Here is a 21,934-nt window from a genome sequence, read left to right on the forward strand (position 1 = left end):
GTACGGTCCGGTCGCCTTCGACGTGCGGCGGCGCGCGTCAGATGACCAGTCGAATGCCGGACCCGCCCGGACACCCCGCTGCCTAGAGTTCGGCACTGTGAGCCACCGCCGGTCGGCAGTGCCAGGAATCGAGGGGGAAGCCGTGCGTAGCCCCGCAGTGGCCCAGGTCGACGACAGGCCGGTGGACGGCCTGGGTTCCGCCGCGGATCTCGACGTTCGCTCCCTGACCGACGCGCTCGCCCGGGTCGAGGACGGGGTCGCCGTCGTCGACGCCCGAGGGCGGATCGCGTACGCCAATCCGGCGGTCTGCCGGATGACAGGTCTCCCGCTCGGCCTGCTCCGGGACCGCGACCTCGCCGAGAGCCTGCGGGAGGACGGTCAGCCGGTGCTGCCCTGGACCCGCGAGGACCCGGCCGCCCCGCACCGCTGCACCGTCCTGGCCCAGGACGGTGCCGCGCGTGAGGTCGTCTGCTCCGCCTTCACCACGGAGGTCGCCGGGAGCCCGCACTGGATCGTGATCCTCCGCGGCGCGGCCGGTGACCATCCCGCTGTTCGTACCGCGCTCTCGCTGGCGCAGACGACGACGAAGCTGGTCGGCGCGGCCACGATGCAGGAGGTCCTGCGCGGCATCTGCCGCCACGCGGCCGGGAACAGCACGGCCGCCGCCTGCTGGATCGTGGTGTTCGGCGAGGACCGCCTGCTCGCGACCGCGGGGGCGTGCGGCTTCCCCCGGGCGGGCGACAGCATGACGGCGTGGACGAGCAACGCGGTCACCCTCGACAACCTGCCCGGCGGCGCCGAGGTCCTGGCGGGCAGGCCGATCTTCCTCCCCGACGCTCGATCCGCCCTGCTGGCCGCCCCGGCCACCACGGCCTTCGCCATCACCCTGGAGGAACTGGACTGGCAGAGCGGCTACTACGTCCCGCTGTCCTGGGAGGGCGAGGTCTTCGGCGTCTTCGCGGCCTACCTTCCCACGGGTGCCGGTGCCCCGACCGAAGAGGAACGTTCCTTCTACCAGGGGCTGGCCGGGCAGGCCGCTGTGGCGGTGACCAACGCCCAACTCGGCGCGACCCTGGAGCGCACCCGCCTGGCGCGCGAACTGCACGACTCGATCAGCCAGGCGCTGTTCTCGATGACCCTGCATGCCAAGGCCGCCCAACTCGCCATGGCCCAGGCCGGACTGGGCACCACCGGAGCGCTGGGCCGGTCCGTCGCCAGACTCGTGGAGTTGACCCGCGGCACGCTGGCCGAGATGCGCTCGCTCCTCTTCGAGCTCCGCCCCGGCTCCCTGGCCGAGGAGGGCCTGGTAGCGGCCGTGCGGAAGCAGTGCGCCGCGTTGACGGCCCGCGAGCAGGTGGCCATCACGGTGGACGGTCCCGAGCCGAGGCTGCACCTGGCGCCTGAGGTCGAGGAACACCTCTACCGCGTCACCTCCGAGGCGCTCAACAACGTGATCAAGCACGCCCGCGCCGAACAGGTGTCGGTGGACATCTCGGCGACCCCAGGTGTCCTGCGGATCGTCGTGTGCGACGACGGCGTCGGCTTCGAGCCCGGAGCCGGGGCCGCCGGGCACCTCGGGCAGTCCAGCATGGCCGACCGGGCCCGGATGATCGGCGCCGAGCTGACCGTCGCCAGCCGTCCACGAGCCGGTACGACCGTGACCCTGACGCTGGCCTACGACCCACCCGAACAAGGAGACCGCGTTCCCGATGCAGGCTGATCAAGAGACCCCCGAGCCCATCCGCGTCTTCCTGGTCGACGACCACCGCGTGGTGCGCTGCGGTGTCGCGGCCTACCTGGAGCTGATCGAGGACATCGAGGTGGTCGGCGAGGCCAAGGACGGCCAGCAGGCCCTGGACGGCATCGCCGTGCTGGAGCCCCGCGGAGAACTGCCCGACGTCGTCCTCATGGACCTGCTGATGCCGGTCATGGACGGGGTGACCGCCACCCGCCGGATCAAGCAGCGCTGGCCGACCGTCGAGATCGTCGCCGTGACCAGCTTCGTCGAGGAGGACAAGGTCCGCGGCGCGCTGGAGGCCGGAGCCGCGGGGTACCTGCTCAAGGACGCCGACGCCGACGAACTCTCCGGCGCGATCCGGGCCGCCCTCGCCGGACGGATGCACCTGGATCCCACCGTCGCCCGGCTCCTGGCCGACTCGACGCACCGACGCCACCAGAATCCGGCGGAGATCCTGACCCCGCGGCAGACCGAGGTCCTGGTGCTGGTCGCCCAGGGGGCTTCGAACCGCCAGGTCGCCGACGCGCTGGACGTCGGCGAGCGAACCGCGCGCACACACGTGTCCGACATCCTCGACCGGCTGGGGCTGGTTTCCCGCACCCAGGCGGCTCTCTGGGCGATCAGGCAGGGCATCGTCCCCAGCCCGCGGGACTCCTCCTGACGAGCGCCGCGAGGAGCAGGGTAGTCATTCGGCCGATGTCGGGAGCGGTAACCGCTACGACAATGGTGCGATGGAATGTCTTTCGTCCGCCCCCAAGGCCCTGGGTTCGAGTGACGACCCCTCGGCCGGGAACCCTGTCAGAGTGCTGCTGGTGGACGGCGATGCCCGAGTACGCTCCGCGCTGCGCCACCTGATCGCGCTGGAGGGCGACCTGGTCGTGGTGGCCGACGCCGGCAGCGTGGACGGCGCACTGGTCGCGGCCGAGCGCACCTCACCGGCCGTGGCCCTGGTGGAACTACTGCTCCCCGATGCCGCCTCCGGTCTGGCGCTGGTCCGCGTCCTGGCCACCCGGCCCGACTGCGCCATCGTGGCCATGAGCCTGCGCGGCGGCCTGGAGGAGGCGGCGGTCGGAGCCGGGGCCGTGCTCTTCGTCGACAAGGGCAACGGTTCCGTGCTGGACGCCGTTCGAACCGCTTCCCGTCGACACCGCGACCAGGACCGCGACGGTGACCAGGACCGCGACCGCGACGGCGACCAGGGCGAGGGCGACCGCGTCATTTGACGCAGGCGCCCCGGCGCTTCGGCCGATGTTCGCCCGACGGCGCTGCGGCACTGTGGAGTTGCGCGAGGGGATCCGGAGCCGCGAGCCCCCTCGCTCCGCTCGCCCCACCGATACGCACAGTGATCCGCCCGCAGAACCGCGGTCGCGAAGTTATGACATGGCCATGCCATGAAACGCGCCCCGGCTGCCGTCCCCCTGGAGTTCCGACATGCTCTCTCAACTCACCCAAGCCATGGTCGTCAACGGCGTCGTGCTCGTCGCCGTCCTCGAAGGCGACCTCGGCCCGCACCGCAAGATCGGCGCGCTCCGCATCCTGCGCCCCGCGCTGACAGCCGCGGGAATCGTTCCGCTGTTCATCGACCAGCCGGTGACCCACGGCGCCGGGCTCGTGCTGGAGGTCGCCGGGGTCGTCGCCGGTTTCCTCGGCGGCATGGCCGCCCTCAGCGTGATGACCGTCTACCGCAGTCCGCGGACCGGAAAACCGGTCAGCCATGCCACGACCCCGTACGCACTGCTGTGGACCGCCGTCATCGGCGCGCGGGCCGCGTTCTCCTACGGCTCGTTCCACTGGTTCCCGCACCAGCTGGAGCACTGGTGCGTGACCAACCGGGTGACGGCCGCCGGCATCACCGACGCGCTGATCTTCATGGCTGTCGCCATGACCCTGACCCGCACCATCGGCCTGGGGACCAGGGCCGCCGCGCTGGCCCCGGCCACCAGGACCGCCCGGGTCCGCGCCACCGCCTGACAACCCGGAACCCACACCGGTCCGACCCGAGAGGAAGTACGCACAGTGAGCGGAACCTTTGACAGCCTCCTGATCGTCGCCGCGGTGGGCTATGTGATGGCCCGCCGGGTGATCGGCGAACCCGCGCAGGGCAAACGCATGCTCCTGCTGCCCGTGGTACTGGTCGCCATGGGACTGTCGGACGTCTCCAAGGCCGGGCACGATCCGGCCGCCGTCGGCTACCTGATCGCCTCGGCCGCGGTCAGTGTCGTGCTCGGGGCGATGCGCGGGGCCAGCACCCGGCTGTCGGCCAAGGACGGCATCGTCTACGTCCACTACCGCGGGCTGACCATCCTGCTGTGGGCCGTGAACCTGGCCGTCAAGTTCGGCGCCAACGCCGCCTTCGAGCACCTCGACCGGACCGCCGCCACCGCCGCGGGCAACAGCCTGCTGCTCACCCTGGGCGCCGGCATGCTCTTCGAGGGACTGGTCACCCTCAGCCGCGCCCTGCGCACCGACCACCAGGTCATCTGGTCCAAGGGGAAAGACGGCCAGCCCCACCGGACCTCCCCGTTCCTGGACGGCATGCAGAGCCGTATGACCCACGACATGACCCACGACATGACCCACGACGGCTGGCCCCGGGACTCCCGCTCCGAGGGCACGCTCTCCGCCCTCACGAACGCCCTGCGCTCGGCCCGCAACCACGACTCGCCCAACGACAGCTGGTACGACCACGGGCACTGAGGGCCGCCGCCCCGGAGCCGACACGAGGAACCGCCCCAGCGTCCGCTCGACCACATTCCCTCCAGCAAAAGGAGTCAGTCGTGAGATCCCATGGCCTCGTCCCCCTGCTGGACCGCTGGCAGTGGCAAGCCGACGCTGCCTGTCGGGGGATGGCCTCCGCGGTGTTCTTCCCACCCAGCGGCGAACGCGGTCACGCCCGGCGACTTCGTGAACAGCGGGCCCTGCGCGTCTGCCGGAGCTGCCCGGTCCGCGAACAGTGCGCGAGCTTCGCCCAGTCGACCCAGCAGCCCTTCGGCATCTGGGGTGGCCTGACGGAACGTCAACTGGTGACCCACGCAACGACGCCGGACGCCCCCGACGCGTCGTGACGACGCTCGGCGGAGCAGTCCGTCGGGACGCCGTCGACCCGTACGTCGAGTACCGCGTCCGGCAACACCCCTGTCACGTAGACATCTTCGGAGGAACTCCATGGTTCGCTTGGCTCGCTGGTGCTTCGAACACCGCAGGAGGGTCGTAGCCGGATGGCTGCTGGCACTCGTGGTCACGGTGGGGCTCAGCGGTTCGGTCGGCAGTAGCTTCAACTCCGACTTCAACCTCCCGAACACCGACTCGCAGGCGGCGGTCAGCCTGCTGACCGAGAACTTCCCGACCGCCTCCGGTGAGGGCGACCAGGTCGTGATCCAGACGACGCGGGGAAGCTCCGTGCGGTCCGCCGCGGTACGGGCCGCCGCGGTCGCGGCGCTGGCCGAGGTGGCCGAGGTGCCCGGCGTCGAGGCCGTCGGCAGTCCCTACGGCCCCGCGGGCGCGGCACAGATCAGCCGTACCGGCACCGTCGCCTTCGCCACCGTCACCTGGGACAAGCCCGCCAACAAGGTGACCTCCGCCAACGCGAAGGCGCTGATCACGGCTGCCCGGTCGGCTGACAGCGCCACCGTGCGCGTCTCCCTCGCCGGACCGTCCATAGCGAACGAGGAGAGTGCGGGTCCCGGACTGTCGGTGGCCGTCGGTGTCGTCGCCGCCCTGGTCATCCTGCTGATCGTCTTCGGCGGGGCACTGTTCTCCTCGCTGATGCCGCTGCTCGCCGCCGTCCTCGCGCTGGTGATCGGCACCTCCCTGATCAGCCTGCTCACCCACGCCATGAACGTGGCCGACGTCTCCTCCGACCTCGCCGTCCTGATCGGCCTGGGCGTCGGCGTCGACTACGGGCTGTTCATCATCAGCCGCCACCGCAGCGCGGTGAAGGCCGGCCTCTCCTACCAGGACGCGGCCGCCCAGGCGGTGAACACCTCCGGCCGAACCGTCCTGTTCGCCGGCCTCACCGTCTGCATCGCCCTGCTCGGCCAGTTCGCCCTGGGAGTCAGCTTCCTGTACGGCCTGTCACTGTCCTCCGCCATCGCGGTGACCCTGACCATGGCCACCGCGCTGACCTTCCTGCCCGCCATGCTCGGCTTCCTCGGCCCCAAGGTCCTCTCCCGCCGCGAACGCGCCGCGCTGGCGACCCACGGGGCCGGCTCCGAGGACGCCACGCGCTTCTGGTCGCGGTGGGCGGCGGTCGTGGAGACCCGCCGGGCGTTCGCGGCCGTCGCCGCTCTGGGTATCGTCGTCGTCATCGCCCTGCCGATCCTCGGGCTGCGGTTGGGCTCGTCCGACGCCGGCACCGACCCGTCCGGCTACACCACGCACCAGGCCGACGCCGCCCTGTCCGCGGGCTTCGGGCCCGGGTTCAACGGACCGCTCGAACTGGTGGGCCAGGTCTCCTCAGCTGCCGACGTCACCGCGTTCGACCACTTCCTGAAGGCCGCGGCGGACACCCCTGGCGTGGCCTCGGTGACACCCGCGGTGACCTCACCCAACGGCAGGGTGGTGCTGGCGACCCTCTACCCGAGCAGCAGCCCGCAGACGAAGCAGACCGTCACCCTGGTCGACGACCTGCGCCAGAACGTCGTCCCGCACAGCGAGCAGGGCACCGCGCTGGACGTCCACGTCGGTGGAGTGACCGCCACCGACATCGACTTCTCCCATGTGCTGGCCGACAAACTGCCGCTGTTCATCGCCGTGGTGGTCGTCCTGTCGTTCCTGCTGCTGACCGCCGTGTTCCGAAGCCTGCTGATCCCGCTGGTCGCCTCGGTGATGAACCTGGTGTCCATCGGCGCCGGCCTGGGGGCTCTGAACGCCGTCTTCAACTGGGGCTGGGGCGGCTCCCTGCTCGGACTGAACGGGACCGCGCCGATCGACGCCTTCATCCCGGTCCTGATGTTCTCGGTGCTCTTCGGGCTCTCCACGGACTACGAGGTCTACCTGGTCTCCCGCATCCAGGAGGAGTGGGCCCATCGGCGCCGCGCCGATGACCAGCGGTCGGCACAGCCGCACTCGCCCAGCCCGCGCGACCGGGCGACCCGGCACAACCATGAGGCCATCACCGTCGGCCAGGCCAAGAGCGGCCGGATCATCGTCGCCGCCGCCGTCATCATGGTCCTGGTCTTCGGATCGTTCCTGCTCAACGGCGAGCGCGTGCTCCAGGAGTTCGGCTTCGGCCTCGGCTTCTCGGTCCTCGTGGACGCCCTCCTGATCCGCAGCGTGCTGGTTCCGGCGATCATGCACCTGGCCGGGCCGTCGAACTGGGCATTGCCGGTCCTGCTGAACCGCGTCCTGCCGAACCTGTCCGTCGAGGCGGAGAGCGAGCCGACCGACGCCTCCGATGCCTCTCCGCTGTGGGTCAACCTGGACCAGGAGGAGGCCCTCTGGCAGGAGGGCGCCGCCCGGCGAGCCGCCCTCGACTGGGCCGGACGCCGCTCCGGATCCGGCTACCGGCAGTGAGACCGCGACGGACAGACCGAACCGCGCGGAACTGAGCGACGGAAAGCAGCCGGAGTCCTGGTGTCCCCGTCCCGCCGCCAGCAGGGACGGGGCCCCGGCTGTGGTGTGCGTCGCGTCCGGAGGACGAAGGAGAAGAGACCGATGAGCCTTGAAGGGTTCTTCGCCACGGCCGCGGGTGTGGCCGGCGCGTTGATCGGACTGCTGTTCGTCGCCATCTCCATGCTGCGGGAGCGACTGGCCGAACAGGAGGAGACCCAGCTCCACCGCGCGCAGACGGCCGCGACCCTCACGGCGTTCGTCAACGCCCTCACCGTGTCACTGATGGCCCTCATCCCCGGCGACAAACTCGGCTGGGCAGCGGTGGTCGACGGCGTCCTCGGGCTCGGCGTGATCGTCGTCTGCCTGCTCTCGCTGGCCCTCGACCAGGGCCTGAACTGGCGAGACCTGCCGGACCTGTTGTTCCTGTTCATCCTCGCCGCGACCTTCGGCACCCAACTCGTCTCCGGAATCCAGGTGCTCGCCGACCCCGGCGGAACCAGTGCGATCCGCACCATCGCCGCGCTCCTCGTCGCCTGCTTCCTGGTCGGGATCTCGCGCGCATGGGAACTCGTCGGCGGCCCCTCCATCGGACTCGGGCATCAGCTCGCCGAGCTCATCCGCCCCCTCGCCCAGCACCAGCGGAAACCCCGGGCCACAGCGGCGGATCACGGGTACCGGTCACCACCGGGAACAACGGAGGTCCCACCCCACCCCGACCGAAGCGGGCCAGGCGGTACCCCGCCGGCCCACGAGGGCACCGCACGATCGGCCAGGCCGATACCCGACACGACCTGAGTGGAGCTGGCTCCACCCCTGGCTACGTACCTGTGCTGTCTCAACCACGGGTACTGGCAGGCTCCTCGCTCATTCCTGCGTTCCCTAGCGTCATAGGCGGTGGTTTCGGCCGCCTGGCGTGGGACAGAGCGAGCGAGGGAGCTATGGGAGAGATCAAGTGGCGGAGCGGCGGCCCTGCCGTGGCGGTCACGGCCGAGTCGGGGGACGCGTTGACCCTCGACAGGGTCAGCCGAAGGTACGGGAAGGTCGCGCCCGCGCTGGACGAGGTGAGCCTGAATGTGCCGCGCGGCGGCTTTCTCGCGGTGATGGGCAGGTCGGGTTCGGGTAAGTCCACGCTGCTGCAGTGCGCCGCCGGTCTCGAACGGCCCACCAGCGGAACGGTGCGGCTCGGGGGGACCGATCTCGCGGGGCTCAAGGAGACCGCGCTCAGTCGGCTGCGGCGGGACCGGATCGGCTTCGTCTTCCAATCCCTCAACCTGGTGCCGTCGTTGACGGTGCTGGAGAACACCGTGCTGCCGCTGATGCTGGCGGGAGCGGCACGGCTGGAGCGGGGGCTGGCCGCACTGGCGTCGGTGGGCCTGGCCGACCGCGCGCAGGACATCCCGGCCACGCTGTCCGGTGGGCAGCAGCAGCGGGTGGCGATCGCACGGGCCCTGGTCACCGAACCGGAGGTGATCTTCGCTGACGAGCCGACGGCCGCGCTCGACCCGGTGACCGCCGATGAGGTCCTGTCGCTGCTGCGCACGGCGGTGGATCGGCGGGGCCGAACGGTCGTCCTGGTCACCCATGACCCCATGGCCGCGCAGTGGGCCGATGAGGCGATCTTCCTCGACACGGGCAGGATCGTGGGCCGCCTGGCACATCCGCAGGCCGGCGACGTCCGACAAGCACTTCGCGGACTGGGACGGCAGCGATGAAAGCGGCGGGGAAGCGCACGGCGGACAAGCGCGTCGCCAGGCCGCGGGTGCGGTGGCAGGAGGGCCGCGCGGCCACGCGCCTGCTCGCCTCGCGTGCGCTGAAGACCCACCGCAGGGCATGGGCGTCCCTGTTCGTGGCGCTAGCGATGGTCTCGGCGCTGCTCGGCGGCGTGGGCCTGGCGATCGGCTCGGCCGCGCTCGGCCACGCCTCCGTGGACCGGTACGCCGCGGCACCGGTGGTGGTGACCGGCAACCAGTCCACGCAATACACGACGAAGCCCTGGGGCGACCCGCCCACGACGGCGACGGCTCCGCTCACCGAAAGGGTCGGCGTGCCGATCGGCGCGGTCGGCCTGTTGCGCTCGCTGCCGGATGTGGGGTCCGTGGTCGCGGACGACGTCTTCACTGTGCCCGGGGTGCGCGCGGACAGCGGGACGGTGACCTCGGGAACGGTGGATCAGAACCAGAACCAGAACCAGGTCCAGGAGCAGCCGGTGGCCGGACGGCCCTGGCCGGCCGCCGCGTTGGCACCGTACGGACTTCATGACGGACGGGCCCCGGAGCAGCCCGACCAGGTGGTCGCGAGTACCGGCCTCGGTCTGCGAACCGGGCAGGAGGTCACGACGGCGACCGACGGCAGCTACCGGGTCGTCGGGGTGGCGGACGGTCCTCCGGCGCTCTACTTCACCCAGGACCGCGCGCAGGAGCTCGCGGGTCACCCGGCCTCGGTCGACGCCATCGGGGTGCTGCCCGCCTCCGGGGTCTCGGCACGGCAGCTGTACACCGAGGTGCGGCACGCCCTGGACGCCGCCCACCTGCAGGACATGAGTGCGGGTCGGCGGGCTCCTGGGGACTCCTCGTCGCTGCGGGTGCTGACAGGTGACGGTCGCGGGAATGCCGAGTATCTGGCGACCACACCCGTCCAGGGCGAGTTGTTGGGGATGCTGGCCACGGTCTCCGGGCTGGTTCTCGTGATCGCACTGCTGGTTCTCTCCTCCCTGGTGGCCCAGGCACTCCAACAGCGCTCTGGTGAACTGGCCCTGCTGCGCGCGGTCGGAATGACGCCGCGCCAGCTGCGCTCCTCGGTCGGGAGGGAGGTCGTGCGGATCGGCATGTGGGCCGCACTTGTCGGCGCGATCGCCGCGGTCCCGGCCTTCCTGGGACTGTGGCACCTGCTACGGGCCGAGGGGGCGCTGCCGGACGGCCTCGAACTGCCCACCCCGGCTTGGCTGTTCACCGTGGTCCTGGTCACGGCAGGGCTGACGGTCGGCGCCGCGCGGGCGGTCGTCCCGTTCGCCTGCGGCCGACCGACCGGGCGCCCTGCGGAACCGGGGACGGCCCGGCGGATCACCGGTCTGGTCCTGCTGTTCTGCGGGGTGAGCGCGGCGGGTGCCGCGACCCTGCAGAGCAGTGACACCGCCGCGGCTGAGGCGGGGACGGCGGCCGTGACCATGGTCGCCGCCTGCGCGCTGCTCGGCCCGTGGATCGCTCGCGGTGCGCTGCGCGTCCTGGGTGGACCGATGCGGCATCTGGGTGGAGCGTCCGGCAGGCTCGCGGCCGCCGCCTGCTCGTCGGACACCCGTCGACTGGGCGCGGCGATCACCCCGATCGTGCTGGTGATCGCCTTTGCCGCGGTCCAGTTCTCGGCGGGCGCGACGATGGTCCACGCGGGTGCCGCGCAGGCCGATCGGGCGATGCGCGCCGAGTTCTCGGTGTCGGGTGCCGGGATCACGGCGCAGCAGGCTCTCAGGGTGCCGGGGGTCGCGGCGGCCACGGACATCCTGCCGGGCACGGTGATCCTGCCGCACACCTCGGCGGGCAGCCCGCTGCTGGACCGACTGCCCGTACTCGGGGTCACCCCCGGGGGACTGACCGGCACTCTGGATCCAGGGGTGACCGACGGCAGTCTCACCGATCTCGGACAGCCCGGCACCGTGGCGGTGGGCGCCGACCGCGCCAAGTCCCTCGACGTCAGGGTCGGTTCGACGGTGACTCTGCGCTTCGACGACGGGGAGCAGCAGCGGTTGCGGGTGGTTGCGGTCTACGACCGCTCGCTGGCCCTGGGCGACTTCATGCTGGCGCGGGACGAACTGGCTCGGCACATGTCCGCGCCGGCAGCTCAGCAAGTCCTGGTGGCAATAGTCCCGGGCACGGACCCGGGCGGCGTCCGGCTCGCGCTCCAGCGTCTCGACCACGGCGCAGGGGCACAGGTCCAGTCACCACCCGCGCCGATACAGCTCGCCGTCGAGGGCGCGCAGCTGAACAGCACCATGTCGACGGTGCTGATGGCCGCGATCGCCGCTCTCACCGTCATCGCGGTGTTCAGCACACTCGCGCTGATCACGGTCGGCCGCTGTCCCGAACTGGCCCTGCTGCGCCGCCTGGGCGCGAGCCGGGGACAGCTGCGCCGGATGCTGCGGGTGGAGGCGGCAGCGGTCACCGCGACCGGCCTGGTGGTGGGTGCGGCCGTCGCCGCGTTCCCTCTGCTGGCCTTCACCCTGACGGTCGCCCACAGCCTGCCCTACCTGCCGCCGCCCGAGCTGGGCCTGATGGTGGCGGTCCCGGTGCTCACCGGCTTCGCGGGCGTGCTCGCCCCGGCCCGCCGGGTGCTGCGCCGCCGCACCACCTGACCCGGAAGGGCTCAGGAATGCAGGGGTTCAGGAGTTGAGGAAGGCGAGCACCGCCAGCACCCTGCGGTGCCCGGTGTCGCTCGGAGGCAGGCCAAGCTTCGCGAAGACGTTGCTGATGTGCTTGTGCACCGAGCGCTCCGTGATCACCAGCGCCTTCGCGATCGACGCGTTGTCCTGGCCCTGCGCCATCAGGCCCAGGACCTCGCGCTCCCTGGGGGTGAGGCCGTCCAACGGATGGTCGCGGCGGCGCTGCATCAGTTCCGTCACCACCTCCGGGTCCAGGGCTGTACCGCCCGTCGCCACCCGCTCCAATGCGTCGAGGAACTCGTCGACCCGGCCCACCCGGTCCTTCAGCAGATAGCCGACACCCTGGGCGCCACCGCTGAGCAGCTCGGCGGCGTAGGTCTCCTCGACGTACTGGGACAGGACCAGGACCGGCAGGTCCGGCAGCTGCTCGCGGGCAGCGAGGGCCGCCCGCAGCCCCTCGTCGCGGAAGGCGGGCGGCATCCGGACGTCCAGCACGGCGACATCCGGACGGTGCTCCAGCAGCAGTGGCAGTACCTCCGGACCGGTGGAGGCCACACCCACCACCTCGTGCCCCGAGGACGAGAGGAGCAGTTGCAACCCCTCCCGCAGCAGGACGTTGTCCTCGGCGATCACTACCCGCACGACGGTTCCCCTCGGAGACGGTCTACCTCTGAACCTGAGTGGTCACCACGCGCACGGCAGCTCCACAGTGATCACAGTAGGGCCTCCCACCGGGCTGGTGATGCCCACGGTTCCGTCGAGCGCCGCCACCCGGCGACGCAATCCGAGCAGCCCCGAGCCGTCACCGCTCGCCAGGGCTCCGCCGCGCCCCTCGTCCCGCACCGAGATGCGGAGCATCCCGGGCGACCGGACCAGTTCCACCCGGGCCTGGTCGGAGCCGCTGTGCTTGGCGGCATTGGTCAATGCCTCCGCCACCGCGAAGTACGCCGCCGCCTCGACCGCCGCGGGTGCGCGCGGCCCGTCCTCGACGCCGCCGGTCTCGACGTCGACGGCTAGCCCGCTGCCCGCCGCCAGCGCACGGATAGCCCCCGCCAGTCCGCGGTCGGTCAGGATCGGCGGGTGAATGCCGCGCACGACATGGCGCAGCTCGGTCAGGGCCGTCTCGGCCTGGTCCTGTGCCTCCTCCAGCAGCCGTCGCGCGGTCGCCGGGTCGGAGTCGTACGCCCGACGGGCCAGGCCCAGCCGCATGGAAAGCGCCACCAGGTGCGCCTGCGCCCCGTCGTGCAGGTCCCGCTCGATCCGGCGCAGCTCCGCGCCGTGGGCGGCCACCGCCCCCGCCCTGGTGACGGTCAGCTGCTCGATCCGGTCGGCCGTATCGGCGTCCGGGGAGGGCTGCAGCAGCAGGTGCGACCAGGACGCCTCCAGGTCGGCGAGCCGCCCGATCACCGGCAGCAGCACCGCATCGTTCCCGGCCGCGCCGCACCAGACAGCGTCCACCAGTAGCGCGGGCACCCACAGCAGCAGCGCCGCACTCATCAGCGCCATGCCGTAGACGAGGTCCGCGGCCATCCACAACAGGTCGCGCGCTGTACCGGGATCACTGGCTGCCGTCCGCAACCGCGCTGTCAGCGAGCCGGCCAGGGGCATATACGCCTCCGGCAGCGGTTCCCCGGTCCACTCGGAGGTACGGCGGCGCTGAAAGCCCGCGAGCCGGCGCAGCGTGAGTACGCCCTCGGGCAGCAGACCGGCGCCGATCACGGTCAGCGAAAGGACCGTGGTGACCATCAGCATGCCGAGCAGCAGATAGCAGGCCACGCTGACTCCCGCTCCGACCAGCAGCTGGACCGAAGCCCTTCCCGCTCTACGGACCGGTTCGCGCATACGGATCAGGCTAAGCGACCCGCGCGGGGAGCGGGGTGTAGCGGGCTACACCATTGATCGGGGGGACTGCTCTGATGTGTGCGCCCAAGGACACGGGCAGAGTGGATGACGTAGGGAGGCAGCCCCCAGACCAAAGCTGCCGATCACTTTTCAGCTCAGCACAGGAGGCACCACCCCATGAAGGCCACACTCTGGATTCTGTTCGTCATCGCTCTCTGCGCGGCCGTCTACTTCACCAACTTCGCCGACCTCAGCGGGACCACCGCGATCATCAGCCGGGCGGTGTCGGGCGTGGTCGCTCTCGCCACCGGAGTCGGCCTGTGGCTGGTGCGCGGCGAGAAGGACGCGTCCTAGCCGCCCCGCCCACGACCGGAGCCCGGCAGACGTGCGCGGTTGCCGCCCACAGGTTCCGCGCAGGACCGGCTCGGCGGCGGACCGGCGCAGCTCCGGTCGCATACGTGTTCGCCCCCCTTGCTGGCGGGCGCGTCCTCGTCCAAGGAATCCGTGCCGGGACCCCACTGGCACAGTCGGCCCGACAGCAGGGAGCGGTGCACCGTTGAGGAGGATCCGGAAGTGGATACGCGCCGTGGACGTCGAGGCGGTGATCTTCTTCGTCTCATCGGCGTACATCCTGTGGCGATGGTCCACCTGGCCGTCGTGAACGGCGGCGCGAGGCGGTGATCGGCTGAGGAGACCGCCGACCCCACCTCGATCCGTGGCTCCGACAAGCGGAGGCAGACGGACTGGCCTCGTCGCGGTGGCATCTCGTGTCGGCAACGGGTGAAATGGGGACCACGGACGGCGTATCAAAAGCGGGCCACTGGGTGATCTCTTGATCATTCTGACTTCATTGGGCTGGAGTCAGGAGGAAGAGAGGGTGATCCACGTGGAGGACTGGGCTGAGATTCGCCGGTTGCACCGGGCTGAGGGGTTGTCGGCCCGGGCGGTGGCCCGGCAGCTGGGGATTTCCAGGGGCACCGTGCTGCGGGCACTGGCCTCGGACCGGCCCCCGCAGTACCAGCGTCCGCTGAAGGGCTCGGCGGTGGACGCGGTCGAGCCCGCAGTCCGCGAGCTGCTCAGGCAGACCCCGACGATACCGGTGACCGTGATTGCGGAGCGGATCGGCTGGGAGCGCGGGCTGACGATCCTGCGTGAGCGGGTGCGTGAGCTGCGGCCGGCCTTCCTGCCGGTGGACCCGGTCTCGCGCACGGTCTACGAGCCCGGTGAGCTCGCGCAGTGCGACTTGTGGTTCCCCGCCGTCGACATCCCGCTGGGCTACGGCCAGTCGGGCCGCCCGCCGGTGCTGGTCATCGTGTCGGGCTACTCGCGGGTGATCACCGCCCGGATGCTGCCGTCGCGGCAGACCGGTGACCTGATCGACGGCCACTGGCGTCTGCTCGCCGACGGCTGGGCAGCGGTGCCCAAGATGCTGGTCTGGGACAACGAGGCCGGTGTCGGCAAGGGCAAGCTGACCAGCGAGTTCGCTGCGTTCGCGGGCCTGCTCGCGGTCAAGGTCCACCTCTGCCGGCCCCGGGACCCGGAAGCGAAAGGCCTGGTGGAGCGCGCGAACGGCTACCTGGAGACGAGCTTCGTGCCCGGCCGCACCTTCACCGGCCCCGACGACTTCAACACCCAGCTGAGCGCGTGGCTGCAGATCGCCAACCGGCGCCGGCACCGCTCCATCGACGCCCGCCCGGTGGACCGCTGGGAGGCCGACCGGGCCGCGATGCTGACCATCCCGCCGGTCACCCCACCGCACTGGTGGCGCTTCCACACCCGCATCGGCCGCGACCACTACATCCGCGTGGACACCAACGACTACTCCGTCCATCCCCGCGCGATCGGCAGGACGGTGATGGTCCGCACCGACAACGAGGAGATCACCGCCATCGCCGGCAACGACGTGGTGGCCCGCCATGCCCGCTGCTGGGCCAGGCACCAGTCGATCACCGACCCCGACCACGCCGCCGCGGCCCACGTCCTGCGCGGCGAGGTCATCCACCAAAAGGCCGCCCGAGCAGCCACCGCCCGCGCCGCGGCCCTGACCCCCGACAGCCTCGGCATCGACGTTGAACAACGCGAACTGGGCACCTACGACCGCATGTTCACCCTCATCGAGGGCGGCGCGGGCAAGGAGGACACCTGATGGCCCACACCACCACGACTACCGCAAACAACACCGGCGACAGGGCGAAAACGAACAGCCAGACCACCCGCACTGGTCGGCAGACCGCCGCCGACCTGGCCTTCCTCTCTCGCGCCATGAAAGCACCCGCCCTGCTGGACGCCGCTGAGCGGCTGGCCGAACGCGCCCAGACAGAGTCCTGGACCCACACCGAGTACCTGGTCGCATGCCTGCAACGCGAGGTCTCCGCCCGCGACTCCCACGGCGGCGAGGGCCGTATCCGCGCCGCCCGTTTCCCCGCCATCAAGACCATCGAGGAGCTCGACGTCACCCATCTGCGCGGCCTGACCCGCCAACAACTCTCCCACCTGGGAACATTGGACTTCATAGCGGCCAAGGAGAACGCCGTATTTCTGGGGCCGCCCGGGACCGGGAAGACACACCTGGCCACCGGCCTCGCGGTCAGGGCCTGCCAGGCGGGCCACCGGGTCGCGTTCGCCACCGCCGCCCAGTGGGTCGACCGCCTCGCCGCCGCCCACCAGGCCGGCCGCCTCCAGGACGAGCTGGTCCGGCTCGGCCGCTACCCGCTGATCGTGATCGACGAGGTCGGCTACATCCCCTTCGAGTCCGAGGCCGCGAACCTGTTCTTCCAGCTCATATCGAACAGATACGAAAGGGCCAGCGTGATCGTCACCAGCAACAAGCCCTTCGGACGCTGGGGAGAGACCTTCGGCGACGAGACCGTCGCCGCCGCCATGATCGACCGACTCGTCCACCACGCCGAGGTCCACTCCCTCAAAGGCGAGTCCTACCGCATGCGAGGCCGCGAACTCGGCCGCACCCCCACCACCGGCAACGACTGAACCCAACGAACGAGACCACACGATGGCCCACGATTGAACCGTTCAGACCGGCCCATTTTCAGCCGTTGCCGACAATCTCGGCACAGCCGTCGAGGAAACAGGATCCGCGCTCCACAGCGCCGCCCACACCGGACAGCTTGACCGGGGCATCCGGAAGATCCCCGCCCACCACGTCGTCTTCCACCGCAAACGCTTCGGCGTGGCCTTGAGGAGCTCGCGGATCACCGGTTCGACCGCGTCGACCGGCGAGCCCTTCGGCGGGCTCGGGTAGACCGGCGGCCGGTCAGTGGCCAGCGCCGTTTCACCGTGTTCTTCGAGATGCCCAGGTGCCGAGCGACCGCCCGGATCGGCACCTCCCTCGGCCCGGTGGAGCCGACGGCTCTCAGCCCAGTCCTCCACGGATATCACCCTCTCCTCCTGATCCTGGTTCAAGATCAGCATGGTTCAGACGAACCCGATCAGGTCACCATGCGTGCTGCGGCACTCTACGAACCCGGCTCATCAGCAACAGCCCCGCCCAGCCATGGTGACGTCAATGCCCCGAGCGAGTGAGCACCGCTTCCGAGAGGCGAGGCTCGCCGACACCTGCCAGGACCGCCAAGGAGGTCGCTGACATGCCCATTCGCGAAGCCCAGCGACCTCCCACGGACATGAGCACCGCTTTCCCGGACACTGGTTCTCCCCAAATCGCGTGTCCGATATGCGCTGAAATTATGTCATTTTTGGAGCCCCCTGTCGGATTCGAACCGACGACCTTCGCTTGACAAATTTTCCCCACGCAAGCCCCTGACCTGCAATGATGCAACCGCCAGGCCGTCTGATCCGCAAAAATCACTCTCAGTAGAACGCCTGCCCCCGGGCGGCGGGAGCCGCACCAAGCCCGACTGACAGGGCCATCGGAAGCTGGAAGCGAGGCCGGCAGTGCAATACCCCCAAAGCGAGGACATGGCACCTCGCACAGGGTGCGGTCGATGGGATGGATGGCGCGTCGCCTCCGCAGGGGCGGGGAGCACGTCGTCTGACGAGGGCATCCGAGCGAACGTGATCTTCGCTCGTTCCGGTGAGATTATGAAGACCCCTTGATATTGACGGTGAAGAGGTCTTAATCTACTGTTGTGGTCAAAGAAATGTCGCTGCGTCTCGTCGTGAAGGCCCTCAAGAAGCAGGGTTGCCTCTGGCTCTCGGATGACGGAGGTCACACAAAGTGGGGCTGCCCCTGCGGCAAGCACACCACCGCCGTGCCGCGTCACCGGGGCGTCACCCCCGGCGTGATTCGCAACATCATCAGCGACCTTGCCTGCCTGTCGAAAGGATGGCTTCAGTGAGCAACTACGCGGTCCGGGCGAAGCGCGCCGGACGCTACTGGGAACTGCACATCGACGGCGTTGGAGTCACTCAGTCCCGCAACCTCACCAATGACGCCGACAGTATGATTCGCAGCTACATCCACATGATGAACGACCAAGCGCCAGAGACCGTTGACTACAAACTCACCATTGAGGTCGGGGGCGACCTCGACGAGGAAGCCGCCGCCGCCCGCGAAGCCGCCCGTATCGCAGAAGCGGCCGTCGCAAAGGCCGCGGCATCCAACCGCAAGGCCGCTCGCCGCCTAGTCGACGCCGGCCTGACCGGGCAAGACGCCGCCAAGGTGCTTGGCGTTTCGCCAACCCGCGTGACTCAACTCCTCGGCAAGGGCACTATCGGCGCCTCAAAGCGCGCTGCCAAGGACAAGCGCATCCCAGCCTAACCACCTCAGCCCTCCCACGGCCAAGAGCGCAGATCGATGGGAGCGATCCAGCTGCCCACCCTGGAAATGGGCCCGTACGGCATCGAGGCGCGTTCGGAGGCGTTCTGACTACGCCGACGCGGGAGAACCAGCGACGCCGCAGCCCGCATCGGTACCTACATCCGTGAAGCCGATCACCCCGACACCCTCACCACCCGGCACAACCTGGCCCGCTGGCAAGGCGAGGAAGGAATCCTTGCCGCCTTGGCTTTCATAGGCGCACACACGAAGCGACAGGACGGGGCAGACACGGAACAGCTGCTCGGTGGCGAATCCTGCCGGGCGTGGAAGCCGGGGGTGCAGCGGGTGACCTGCTCCAAGGTCTCCTCGCTGACACCGTCGATGCGTCGGTGATTCAGCGTGGCAGCGTTCGAGCAGGCCCGCAGTCACTGGCGTTGGGGACGTCCGTGGAGCGGTCATGGTCCCTGGGTCGGTCACGGGTTGTGGAACAGCGCGTCACAGCTCGGTGTTCTTCCAGTTGCCTGCGGGCCCTTCTTGGGGCAGGTTCAGGTTGCCGACGAGCATGGCCAGGTAGCGGCTCGCGTCCGACCAGCTGGAAAGTGTCCCCACCCCATTGACTGCGACGGGGGGCGTCCCTGGATTCTGGGTGACGTTGACTGCGTACTGCGACATGCGCTGCCAGCTGTTCTCCAGGTACTGCTGCATTGTCGGCAGGCCGTTGTAGTGGGCGTCAGTGCCGGTGATGGCCGCGCCGATGCCGTACACGTCGTTGAACCGGGCGGCCTCGGAAGTGAGTTGGATCATCAGCATGAGTGATCTGGCAACTTCTCGCTGCTGATTGTCCCCGTAGGGGTTGGTGGCGTTGGCGAGGTTGAGGATCGAACTCGTGAAGTCCTCATAGCTGATGGACATGTTCGCCCTGCTGCGGCCTGCGGCCTGAACCATTGAGTTGTAGTTGCTGCCGAAGCTGAGATTCGCCCCGGTTCCGGCGGGGAGAGCGCCCATGCGGTCCAGGTAGCTGGTCAGGACGTAGTCAGTGTCGTTGAACTGGTAGGTCGTTCCTGCCGCGTTGGTGAAACCGCGCAGGTACAGGTCCTGAGGGGAGAATCACAGGACCACGGTCCGCTCCTGGAAGGTGAGGCTCAGTCTGATGAGGCTGTAACTCACGCCCTGGGTCTGGTAGACGCTGCCGCGGTAGGTATGGCCCGCGGCTTGGCGCAGGCTGCCTATCAGTTCGGCGTACATGCGTTGCTGATTGGAGTTGGGGGCGGCGCCGAGGTTCATCCAGCACTGCTTGATCTGGCCGTAGCCCGTGTCGGCCCGAGCCGGAGTGGTGCCCGAGGTCAGGATCCCCGTGAAAGCGACCACCAGCGCCAGGAAAATCGTCAGAACCGCACGGGTTCCGCGCCTGCTGTGCAAAGTGAATCTCATTCTCTGTATTCCCAATCGTTGTTCGTGCGGTGTCAGGGAAATCGGGATAGCGACGTGCGTACGTGCGGGGTATCCCCGGGCGGCGGCCTGAGCCTGCCGCGTGCGCCCGTGCAGCTGATCCTCTCGATGAACTCTTAGGCGAACGAGTTGAGTTGCCCACTCCGAGACAACGCTTCTCCAGGGGTGGCCACACGGAGTGCCGTAGGTGTGCCACCGCATCCTTCAGCTCTCCACCCTCCCTCGACTCAGCATCGATGGTGTTTGCGACAGGTGCCAGAGATATCCGGCTGCTCAGCAGGCAGAGAACAATCCCGTGCACGCTGAGCCGACTCGGCCCGTGGCTCTTCTCATCGGACTGGTCACGGGTTTCCGGACGTTTGCAGAAACACAGTCGACGGTCATCTCCCAGGTGCAGTCATGTGACCGATTCGCGCGCACCCCGCGGCCGCGCAGGCTTTTCTCAGCGAGGCAGCAGCTTTGCCGGAAATCGATGAGAGGCCGGATGATGACGGATTCCACGCCCATCCCGGTCGTGTTCATCCACGGACTGTGGATGCACGCCACCAGCTGGGACAACTGGGTCGAGCTGTTCAACCGCCAGGGCTATGAGGCGATTGCGCCCGGCTGGCCGGGCGACGCCCCCACCGCCGAGGAGACCCGGGTGAACGCCGCCGCGGTCGCCAACCGGGGGATTACCGAAGTCACCGACCACTACGCGGAGATCATCCGCTCGCTTCCGGCCCCTCCGGTCGTGGTGGGCCACTCCTTCGGCGGTCTGATCGCCCAGAAGCTGCTCGCCGACGGGCTCGCCCGCGGCGGTGTGGCCATCGCCCCGGCCCAGTTCCGGGGCGTCAAGCGGCTGCCGCTGGTGCAGCTGAGGACCGCCTGGCCGGTCCTGGGCCACCCCGGCACCCGCACCCAGGCGGTCTCCCAGACCGCCGATCAGTTCCACCACGGATTCGCCAACGGCGTCTCCCGCGAGGAGTCCGACGACCTCTATCGGCGCTACGCCATCCCGGCACCGGCGCTGCCCGTCTTCCAGGGCGCCTCGGCGAACCTGTCCCCGAGCACCGAGGCCACCGTCGATGTCCAGCGGGCACGCGGGCCGCTGCTGATCATCGCCGGTGACGCGGACCGCACGGTCCCGGAGGCGACCGTCCACTCCGCCTTCAAGCTCTACCGCGACAACCCCTCGATCACCGCGTATCAGGTCTTCGAGGGGCGCGGCCACTCCCAGCAGCTCGACCACGGCTGGCCCGACGTGGCCCAGTACGCCCTGGACTTCCTTGCGGCCCAGGGCCTTTCCGCCCATCCCACGATCCGCCACGCGGAGCGGTAGCTCGCGTCTCCCGCCGTCCCTGAACCCGCCATCACGAAGGAGCTCCCACCATGTCCCAGCACCGCCGCCCCAAGACTCGCAGCAAGCGTTCCATTCACGCCCGCTACGCCCTGACCGTCGCAGCCGCCGGGATGCTGGTGGCCGCGACGACGGTCTCCGCCGACGCGGGAACGCGCACCGGTGACACCGCCGGAGCCAAGCCCACCATCGTGCTCGTCCACGGCGCCTGGGCCGACCCGTCCAGCTGGGCGCAGGTCACCGAGCGGCTGGAGGGCGACGGCTACACGGTGCTGGCCGAACCCAACCCGCTGCGCGGACTCAGCAGTGACGCCGCCTACCTGGATGCCTTCCTGGAGCAGCGGGTCACCGGCCCGGTCATCCTGGTCGGTCACTCCTACGGCGGCGCGGTGATCACCGACGCCGCTGCGGCCGACCCCGACGTCAAGGCGCTGGTCTACATCGACGCCTTCGCCCCGGCTCAGGGGGAGTCGGTGCTGGGGCTGGTGTCCTCGGACGGTGGCGCGAACCCGAGCGCGATGTTCGACGCCGTCCAGTACCCCGGCGCCCCGGCCGGGGACGCCGACCTCTACATCAAGTCGGCTCTCTTCCCCCAGACGTTCGCCAATGACCTGCCCGCGCGGGTCGGCGCCGAACTCGCCGCCACCCAGGAGCCGGTGACCCTGAGCGCGCTGACCCAGCCCTCCGGGAAACCCGCGTGGCTGTCCCTGCCCAGCTGGTTCCTGGTCGGCACCAAGGACAACGTCATCCCGCCCGCCCTGCAACTGTCCATGGCCAAGCGGGCCCACGGCCACATCACCGAGGTCCCCGCCTCTCACCTGTCCATGATCTCCCACCCCGCTGCCGTCACACACGTCATCGAGGAGGCAGCGAACGCCGAAGGCTGACCGCCCGGGCGGGGCCTGCGGA

At 69.8% G+C, this 21,934-nt stretch carries 21 protein-coding genes and 1 pseudogene; 17 read left to right on the forward strand and 5 right to left on the reverse strand.

The window, feature by feature from the left end; translation table 11 throughout:
* Positions 1–142 precede the first annotated feature (142 nt).
* The 10 genes from GXP74_RS37060 (at position 143) to GXP74_RS37105 (ending at position 11,633) form a co-directional block, all read left to right on the forward strand.
* A complete protein-coding gene (locus tag GXP74_RS37060) occupies positions 143–1,720 on the forward strand; it encodes a histidine kinase (protein ID WP_182455579.1) in 1,578 nt (525 codons plus the stop codon).
* A complete protein-coding gene (locus tag GXP74_RS37065; RefSeq protein ID WP_182455580.1) occupies positions 1,710–2,399 on the forward strand; it encodes a response regulator transcription factor in 690 nt (229 codons plus the stop codon). Before GXP74_RS37060 ends, GXP74_RS37065 begins: the two co-directional genes overlap by 11 nt.
* A 70-nt stretch (positions 2,400–2,469) precedes the next feature.
* Entirely contained in the window at positions 2,470–2,961 is a 492-nt protein-coding gene (locus GXP74_RS37070; protein WP_182455581.1) for a response regulator transcription factor, read from the forward strand.
* A gap of 208 nt (positions 2,962–3,169) precedes the next feature.
* Positions 3,170–3,709 (forward strand): hypothetical protein, encoded by a 540-nt coding sequence (locus GXP74_RS37075; protein ID WP_182455582.1) that lies wholly within the window; start codon positions 3,170–3,172, stop codon positions 3,707–3,709.
* A gap of 45 nt (positions 3,710–3,754) precedes the next feature.
* On the forward strand, positions 3,755–4,435 hold the full coding sequence (locus tag GXP74_RS37080; RefSeq protein ID WP_182455583.1) for a DUF1453 domain-containing protein: 681 nt from the start codon (positions 3,755–3,757) through the stop codon (positions 4,433–4,435).
* 80 nt (positions 4,436–4,515) lie between these two features.
* Positions 4,516–4,803 (forward strand): WhiB family transcriptional regulator, encoded by a 288-nt coding sequence (locus GXP74_RS37085; protein ID WP_225448458.1) that lies wholly within the window; start codon positions 4,516–4,518, stop codon positions 4,801–4,803.
* 100 nt (positions 4,804–4,903) lie between these two features.
* Positions 4,904–7,252, forward strand: a complete 2,349-nt coding sequence (locus GXP74_RS37090; RefSeq protein ID WP_182455584.1) for an MMPL family transporter — start codon at positions 4,904–4,906, stop codon at positions 7,250–7,252.
* A gap of 141 nt (positions 7,253–7,393) precedes the next feature.
* Positions 7,394–8,086, forward strand: coding sequence for a hypothetical protein (locus tag GXP74_RS37095; protein ID WP_182455585.1), 693 nt, complete (start codon positions 7,394–7,396; stop codon positions 8,084–8,086).
* A 143-nt stretch (positions 8,087–8,229) separates the two neighbouring features.
* The gene (locus tag GXP74_RS37100; protein WP_182455586.1) at positions 8,230–9,003 is read left to right on the forward strand and encodes an ABC transporter ATP-binding protein; all 774 of its coding nucleotides are present in this window, start codon (positions 8,230–8,232) and stop codon (positions 9,001–9,003) included.
* Positions 9,000–11,633 (forward strand): FtsX-like permease family protein, encoded by a 2,634-nt coding sequence (locus GXP74_RS37105; RefSeq protein WP_182455587.1) that lies wholly within the window; start codon positions 9,000–9,002, stop codon positions 11,631–11,633. Before GXP74_RS37100 ends, GXP74_RS37105 begins: the two co-directional genes overlap by 4 nt.
* Before the next feature lie 27 nt (positions 11,634–11,660).
* On the opposite strand, the gene GXP74_RS37110 is transcribed toward GXP74_RS37105, so the two are convergent.
* Positions 11,661–12,302 (reverse strand): response regulator transcription factor, encoded by a 642-nt coding sequence (locus tag GXP74_RS37110; protein ID WP_182455588.1) that lies wholly within the window; start codon positions 12,300–12,302, stop codon positions 11,661–11,663.
* A 42-nt stretch (positions 12,303–12,344) separates the two neighbouring features.
* Positions 12,345–13,502: a sensor domain-containing protein gene (locus GXP74_RS37115; RefSeq protein WP_182455589.1), complete on the reverse strand. Its 1,158-nt coding sequence runs from the start codon at positions 13,500–13,502 to the stop codon at positions 12,345–12,347.
* A 177-nt stretch (positions 13,503–13,679) separates the two neighbouring features.
* Between GXP74_RS37115 and GXP74_RS37120 the strand changes: the two genes are divergently transcribed.
* The 3 genes from GXP74_RS37120 to istB all read left to right on the forward strand — a co-directional run bounded on the left by GXP74_RS37120 (position 13,680) and on the right by istB (position 16,490).
* Positions 13,680–13,856 carry a hypothetical protein gene (locus GXP74_RS37120; protein ID WP_182455590.1) on the forward strand — a complete coding sequence of 59 codons (177 nt, stop codon included), beginning with the start codon at positions 13,680–13,682 and terminating at the stop codon, positions 13,854–13,856.
* 523 nt (positions 13,857–14,379) lie between these two features.
* A complete protein-coding gene (istA, locus tag GXP74_RS37125; RefSeq protein WP_182449476.1) occupies positions 14,380–15,648 on the forward strand; it encodes an IS21 family transposase in 1,269 nt (422 codons plus the stop codon).
* Entirely contained in the window at positions 15,648–16,490 is an 843-nt protein-coding gene (istB, locus tag GXP74_RS37130; protein WP_182449475.1) for an IS21-like element helper ATPase IstB, read from the forward strand. The genes istA and istB overlap by 1 nt, the downstream gene beginning before the upstream one ends.
* A 195-nt stretch (positions 16,491–16,685) precedes the next feature.
* On the opposite strand, the pseudogene GXP74_RS37135 reads toward istB, so the two are convergent.
* A pseudogene (locus GXP74_RS37135) lies at positions 16,686–16,898 on the reverse strand (IS21 family transposase); the annotation flags it as partial.
* A gap of 707 nt (positions 16,899–17,605) precedes the next feature.
* Here GXP74_RS37135 and GXP74_RS37140 point away from each other — a divergent pair.
* Together GXP74_RS37140 and GXP74_RS37145 are read left to right on the forward strand one after the other, a co-directional pair.
* The gene (locus GXP74_RS37140; RefSeq protein ID WP_182455591.1) at positions 17,606–17,815 is read left to right on the forward strand and encodes a type II toxin-antitoxin system HicA family toxin; all 210 of its coding nucleotides are present in this window, start codon (positions 17,606–17,608) and stop codon (positions 17,813–17,815) included.
* Positions 17,812–18,237 carry a hypothetical protein gene (locus GXP74_RS37145; protein ID WP_182455592.1) on the forward strand — a complete coding sequence of 142 codons (426 nt, stop codon included), beginning with the start codon at positions 17,812–17,814 and terminating at the stop codon, positions 18,235–18,237. The genes GXP74_RS37140 and GXP74_RS37145 overlap by 4 nt, the downstream gene beginning before the upstream one ends.
* A 495-nt stretch (positions 18,238–18,732) precedes the next feature.
* Here GXP74_RS37145 and GXP74_RS37150 read toward each other — a convergent pair whose 3' ends face one another.
* Positions 18,733–19,329: a ribosome-inactivating family protein gene (locus tag GXP74_RS37150; RefSeq protein WP_182456907.1), complete on the reverse strand. Its 597-nt coding sequence runs from the start codon at positions 19,327–19,329 to the stop codon at positions 18,733–18,735.
* Between the two features lie 15 nt (positions 19,330–19,344).
* Positions 19,345–19,656, reverse strand: a complete 312-nt coding sequence (locus GXP74_RS37155) for a hypothetical protein (protein ID WP_225448459.1) — start codon at positions 19,654–19,656, stop codon at positions 19,345–19,347.
* A gap of 514 nt (positions 19,657–20,170) precedes the next feature.
* Here GXP74_RS37155 and GXP74_RS37160 point away from each other — a divergent pair.
* Together GXP74_RS37160 and GXP74_RS37165 are read left to right on the forward strand one after the other, a co-directional pair.
* Positions 20,171–21,007 (forward strand): alpha/beta hydrolase, encoded by an 837-nt coding sequence (locus GXP74_RS37160; RefSeq protein WP_225448460.1) that lies wholly within the window; start codon positions 20,171–20,173, stop codon positions 21,005–21,007.
* A 50-nt stretch (positions 21,008–21,057) separates the two neighbouring features.
* Positions 21,058–21,912, forward strand: a complete 855-nt coding sequence (locus tag GXP74_RS37165) for an alpha/beta fold hydrolase (RefSeq protein ID WP_182455594.1) — start codon at positions 21,058–21,060, stop codon at positions 21,910–21,912.
* The last annotated feature ends 22 nt before the right edge of the window (positions 21,913–21,934 follow it).

The sequence above is a fragment of the Streptacidiphilus sp. P02-A3a genome, from assembly GCF_014084105.1.
Lineage (GTDB): Bacteria > Actinomycetota > Actinomycetes > Streptomycetales > Streptomycetaceae > Streptacidiphilus.

What these genes read in the sequence shown, in the direction of transcription:
- GXP74_RS37115 (WP_182455589.1), bottom strand. Translation starts at nt 13,502, where the DNA reads ATGCGCGAACCGGTCCGTAGAGCGGGAAGGGCTTCGGTCCAGCTGCTG.
- istB (WP_182449475.1), top strand. Translation starts at nt 15,648, where the DNA reads ATGGCCCACACCACCACGACTACCGCAAACAACACCGGCGACAGGGCG.
- GXP74_RS37160 (WP_225448460.1), top strand. Translation starts at nt 20,171, where the DNA reads ATGATGACGGATTCCACGCCCATCCCGGTCGTGTTCATCCACGGACTG.
- GXP74_RS37065 (WP_182455580.1), top strand. Translation starts at nt 1,710, where the DNA reads ATGCAGGCTGATCAAGAGACCCCCGAGCCCATCCGCGTCTTCCTGGTC.
- GXP74_RS37100 (WP_182455586.1), top strand. Translation starts at nt 8,230, where the DNA reads ATGGGAGAGATCAAGTGGCGGAGCGGCGGCCCTGCCGTGGCGGTCACG.
- GXP74_RS37090 (WP_182455584.1), top strand. Translation starts at nt 4,904, where the DNA reads ATGGTTCGCTTGGCTCGCTGGTGCTTCGAACACCGCAGGAGGGTCGTA.
- GXP74_RS37120 (WP_182455590.1), top strand. Translation starts at nt 13,680, where the DNA reads ATGAAGGCCACACTCTGGATTCTGTTCGTCATCGCTCTCTGCGCGGCC.
- GXP74_RS37070 (WP_182455581.1), top strand. Translation starts at nt 2,470, where the DNA reads ATGGAATGTCTTTCGTCCGCCCCCAAGGCCCTGGGTTCGAGTGACGAC.
- GXP74_RS37165 (WP_182455594.1), top strand. Translation starts at nt 21,058, where the DNA reads ATGTCCCAGCACCGCCGCCCCAAGACTCGCAGCAAGCGTTCCATTCAC.
- GXP74_RS37075 (WP_182455582.1), top strand. Translation starts at nt 3,170, where the DNA reads ATGCTCTCTCAACTCACCCAAGCCATGGTCGTCAACGGCGTCGTGCTC.
- GXP74_RS37095 (WP_182455585.1), top strand. Translation starts at nt 7,394, where the DNA reads ATGAGCCTTGAAGGGTTCTTCGCCACGGCCGCGGGTGTGGCCGGCGCG.
- GXP74_RS37105 (WP_182455587.1), top strand. Translation starts at nt 9,000, where the DNA reads ATGAAAGCGGCGGGGAAGCGCACGGCGGACAAGCGCGTCGCCAGGCCG.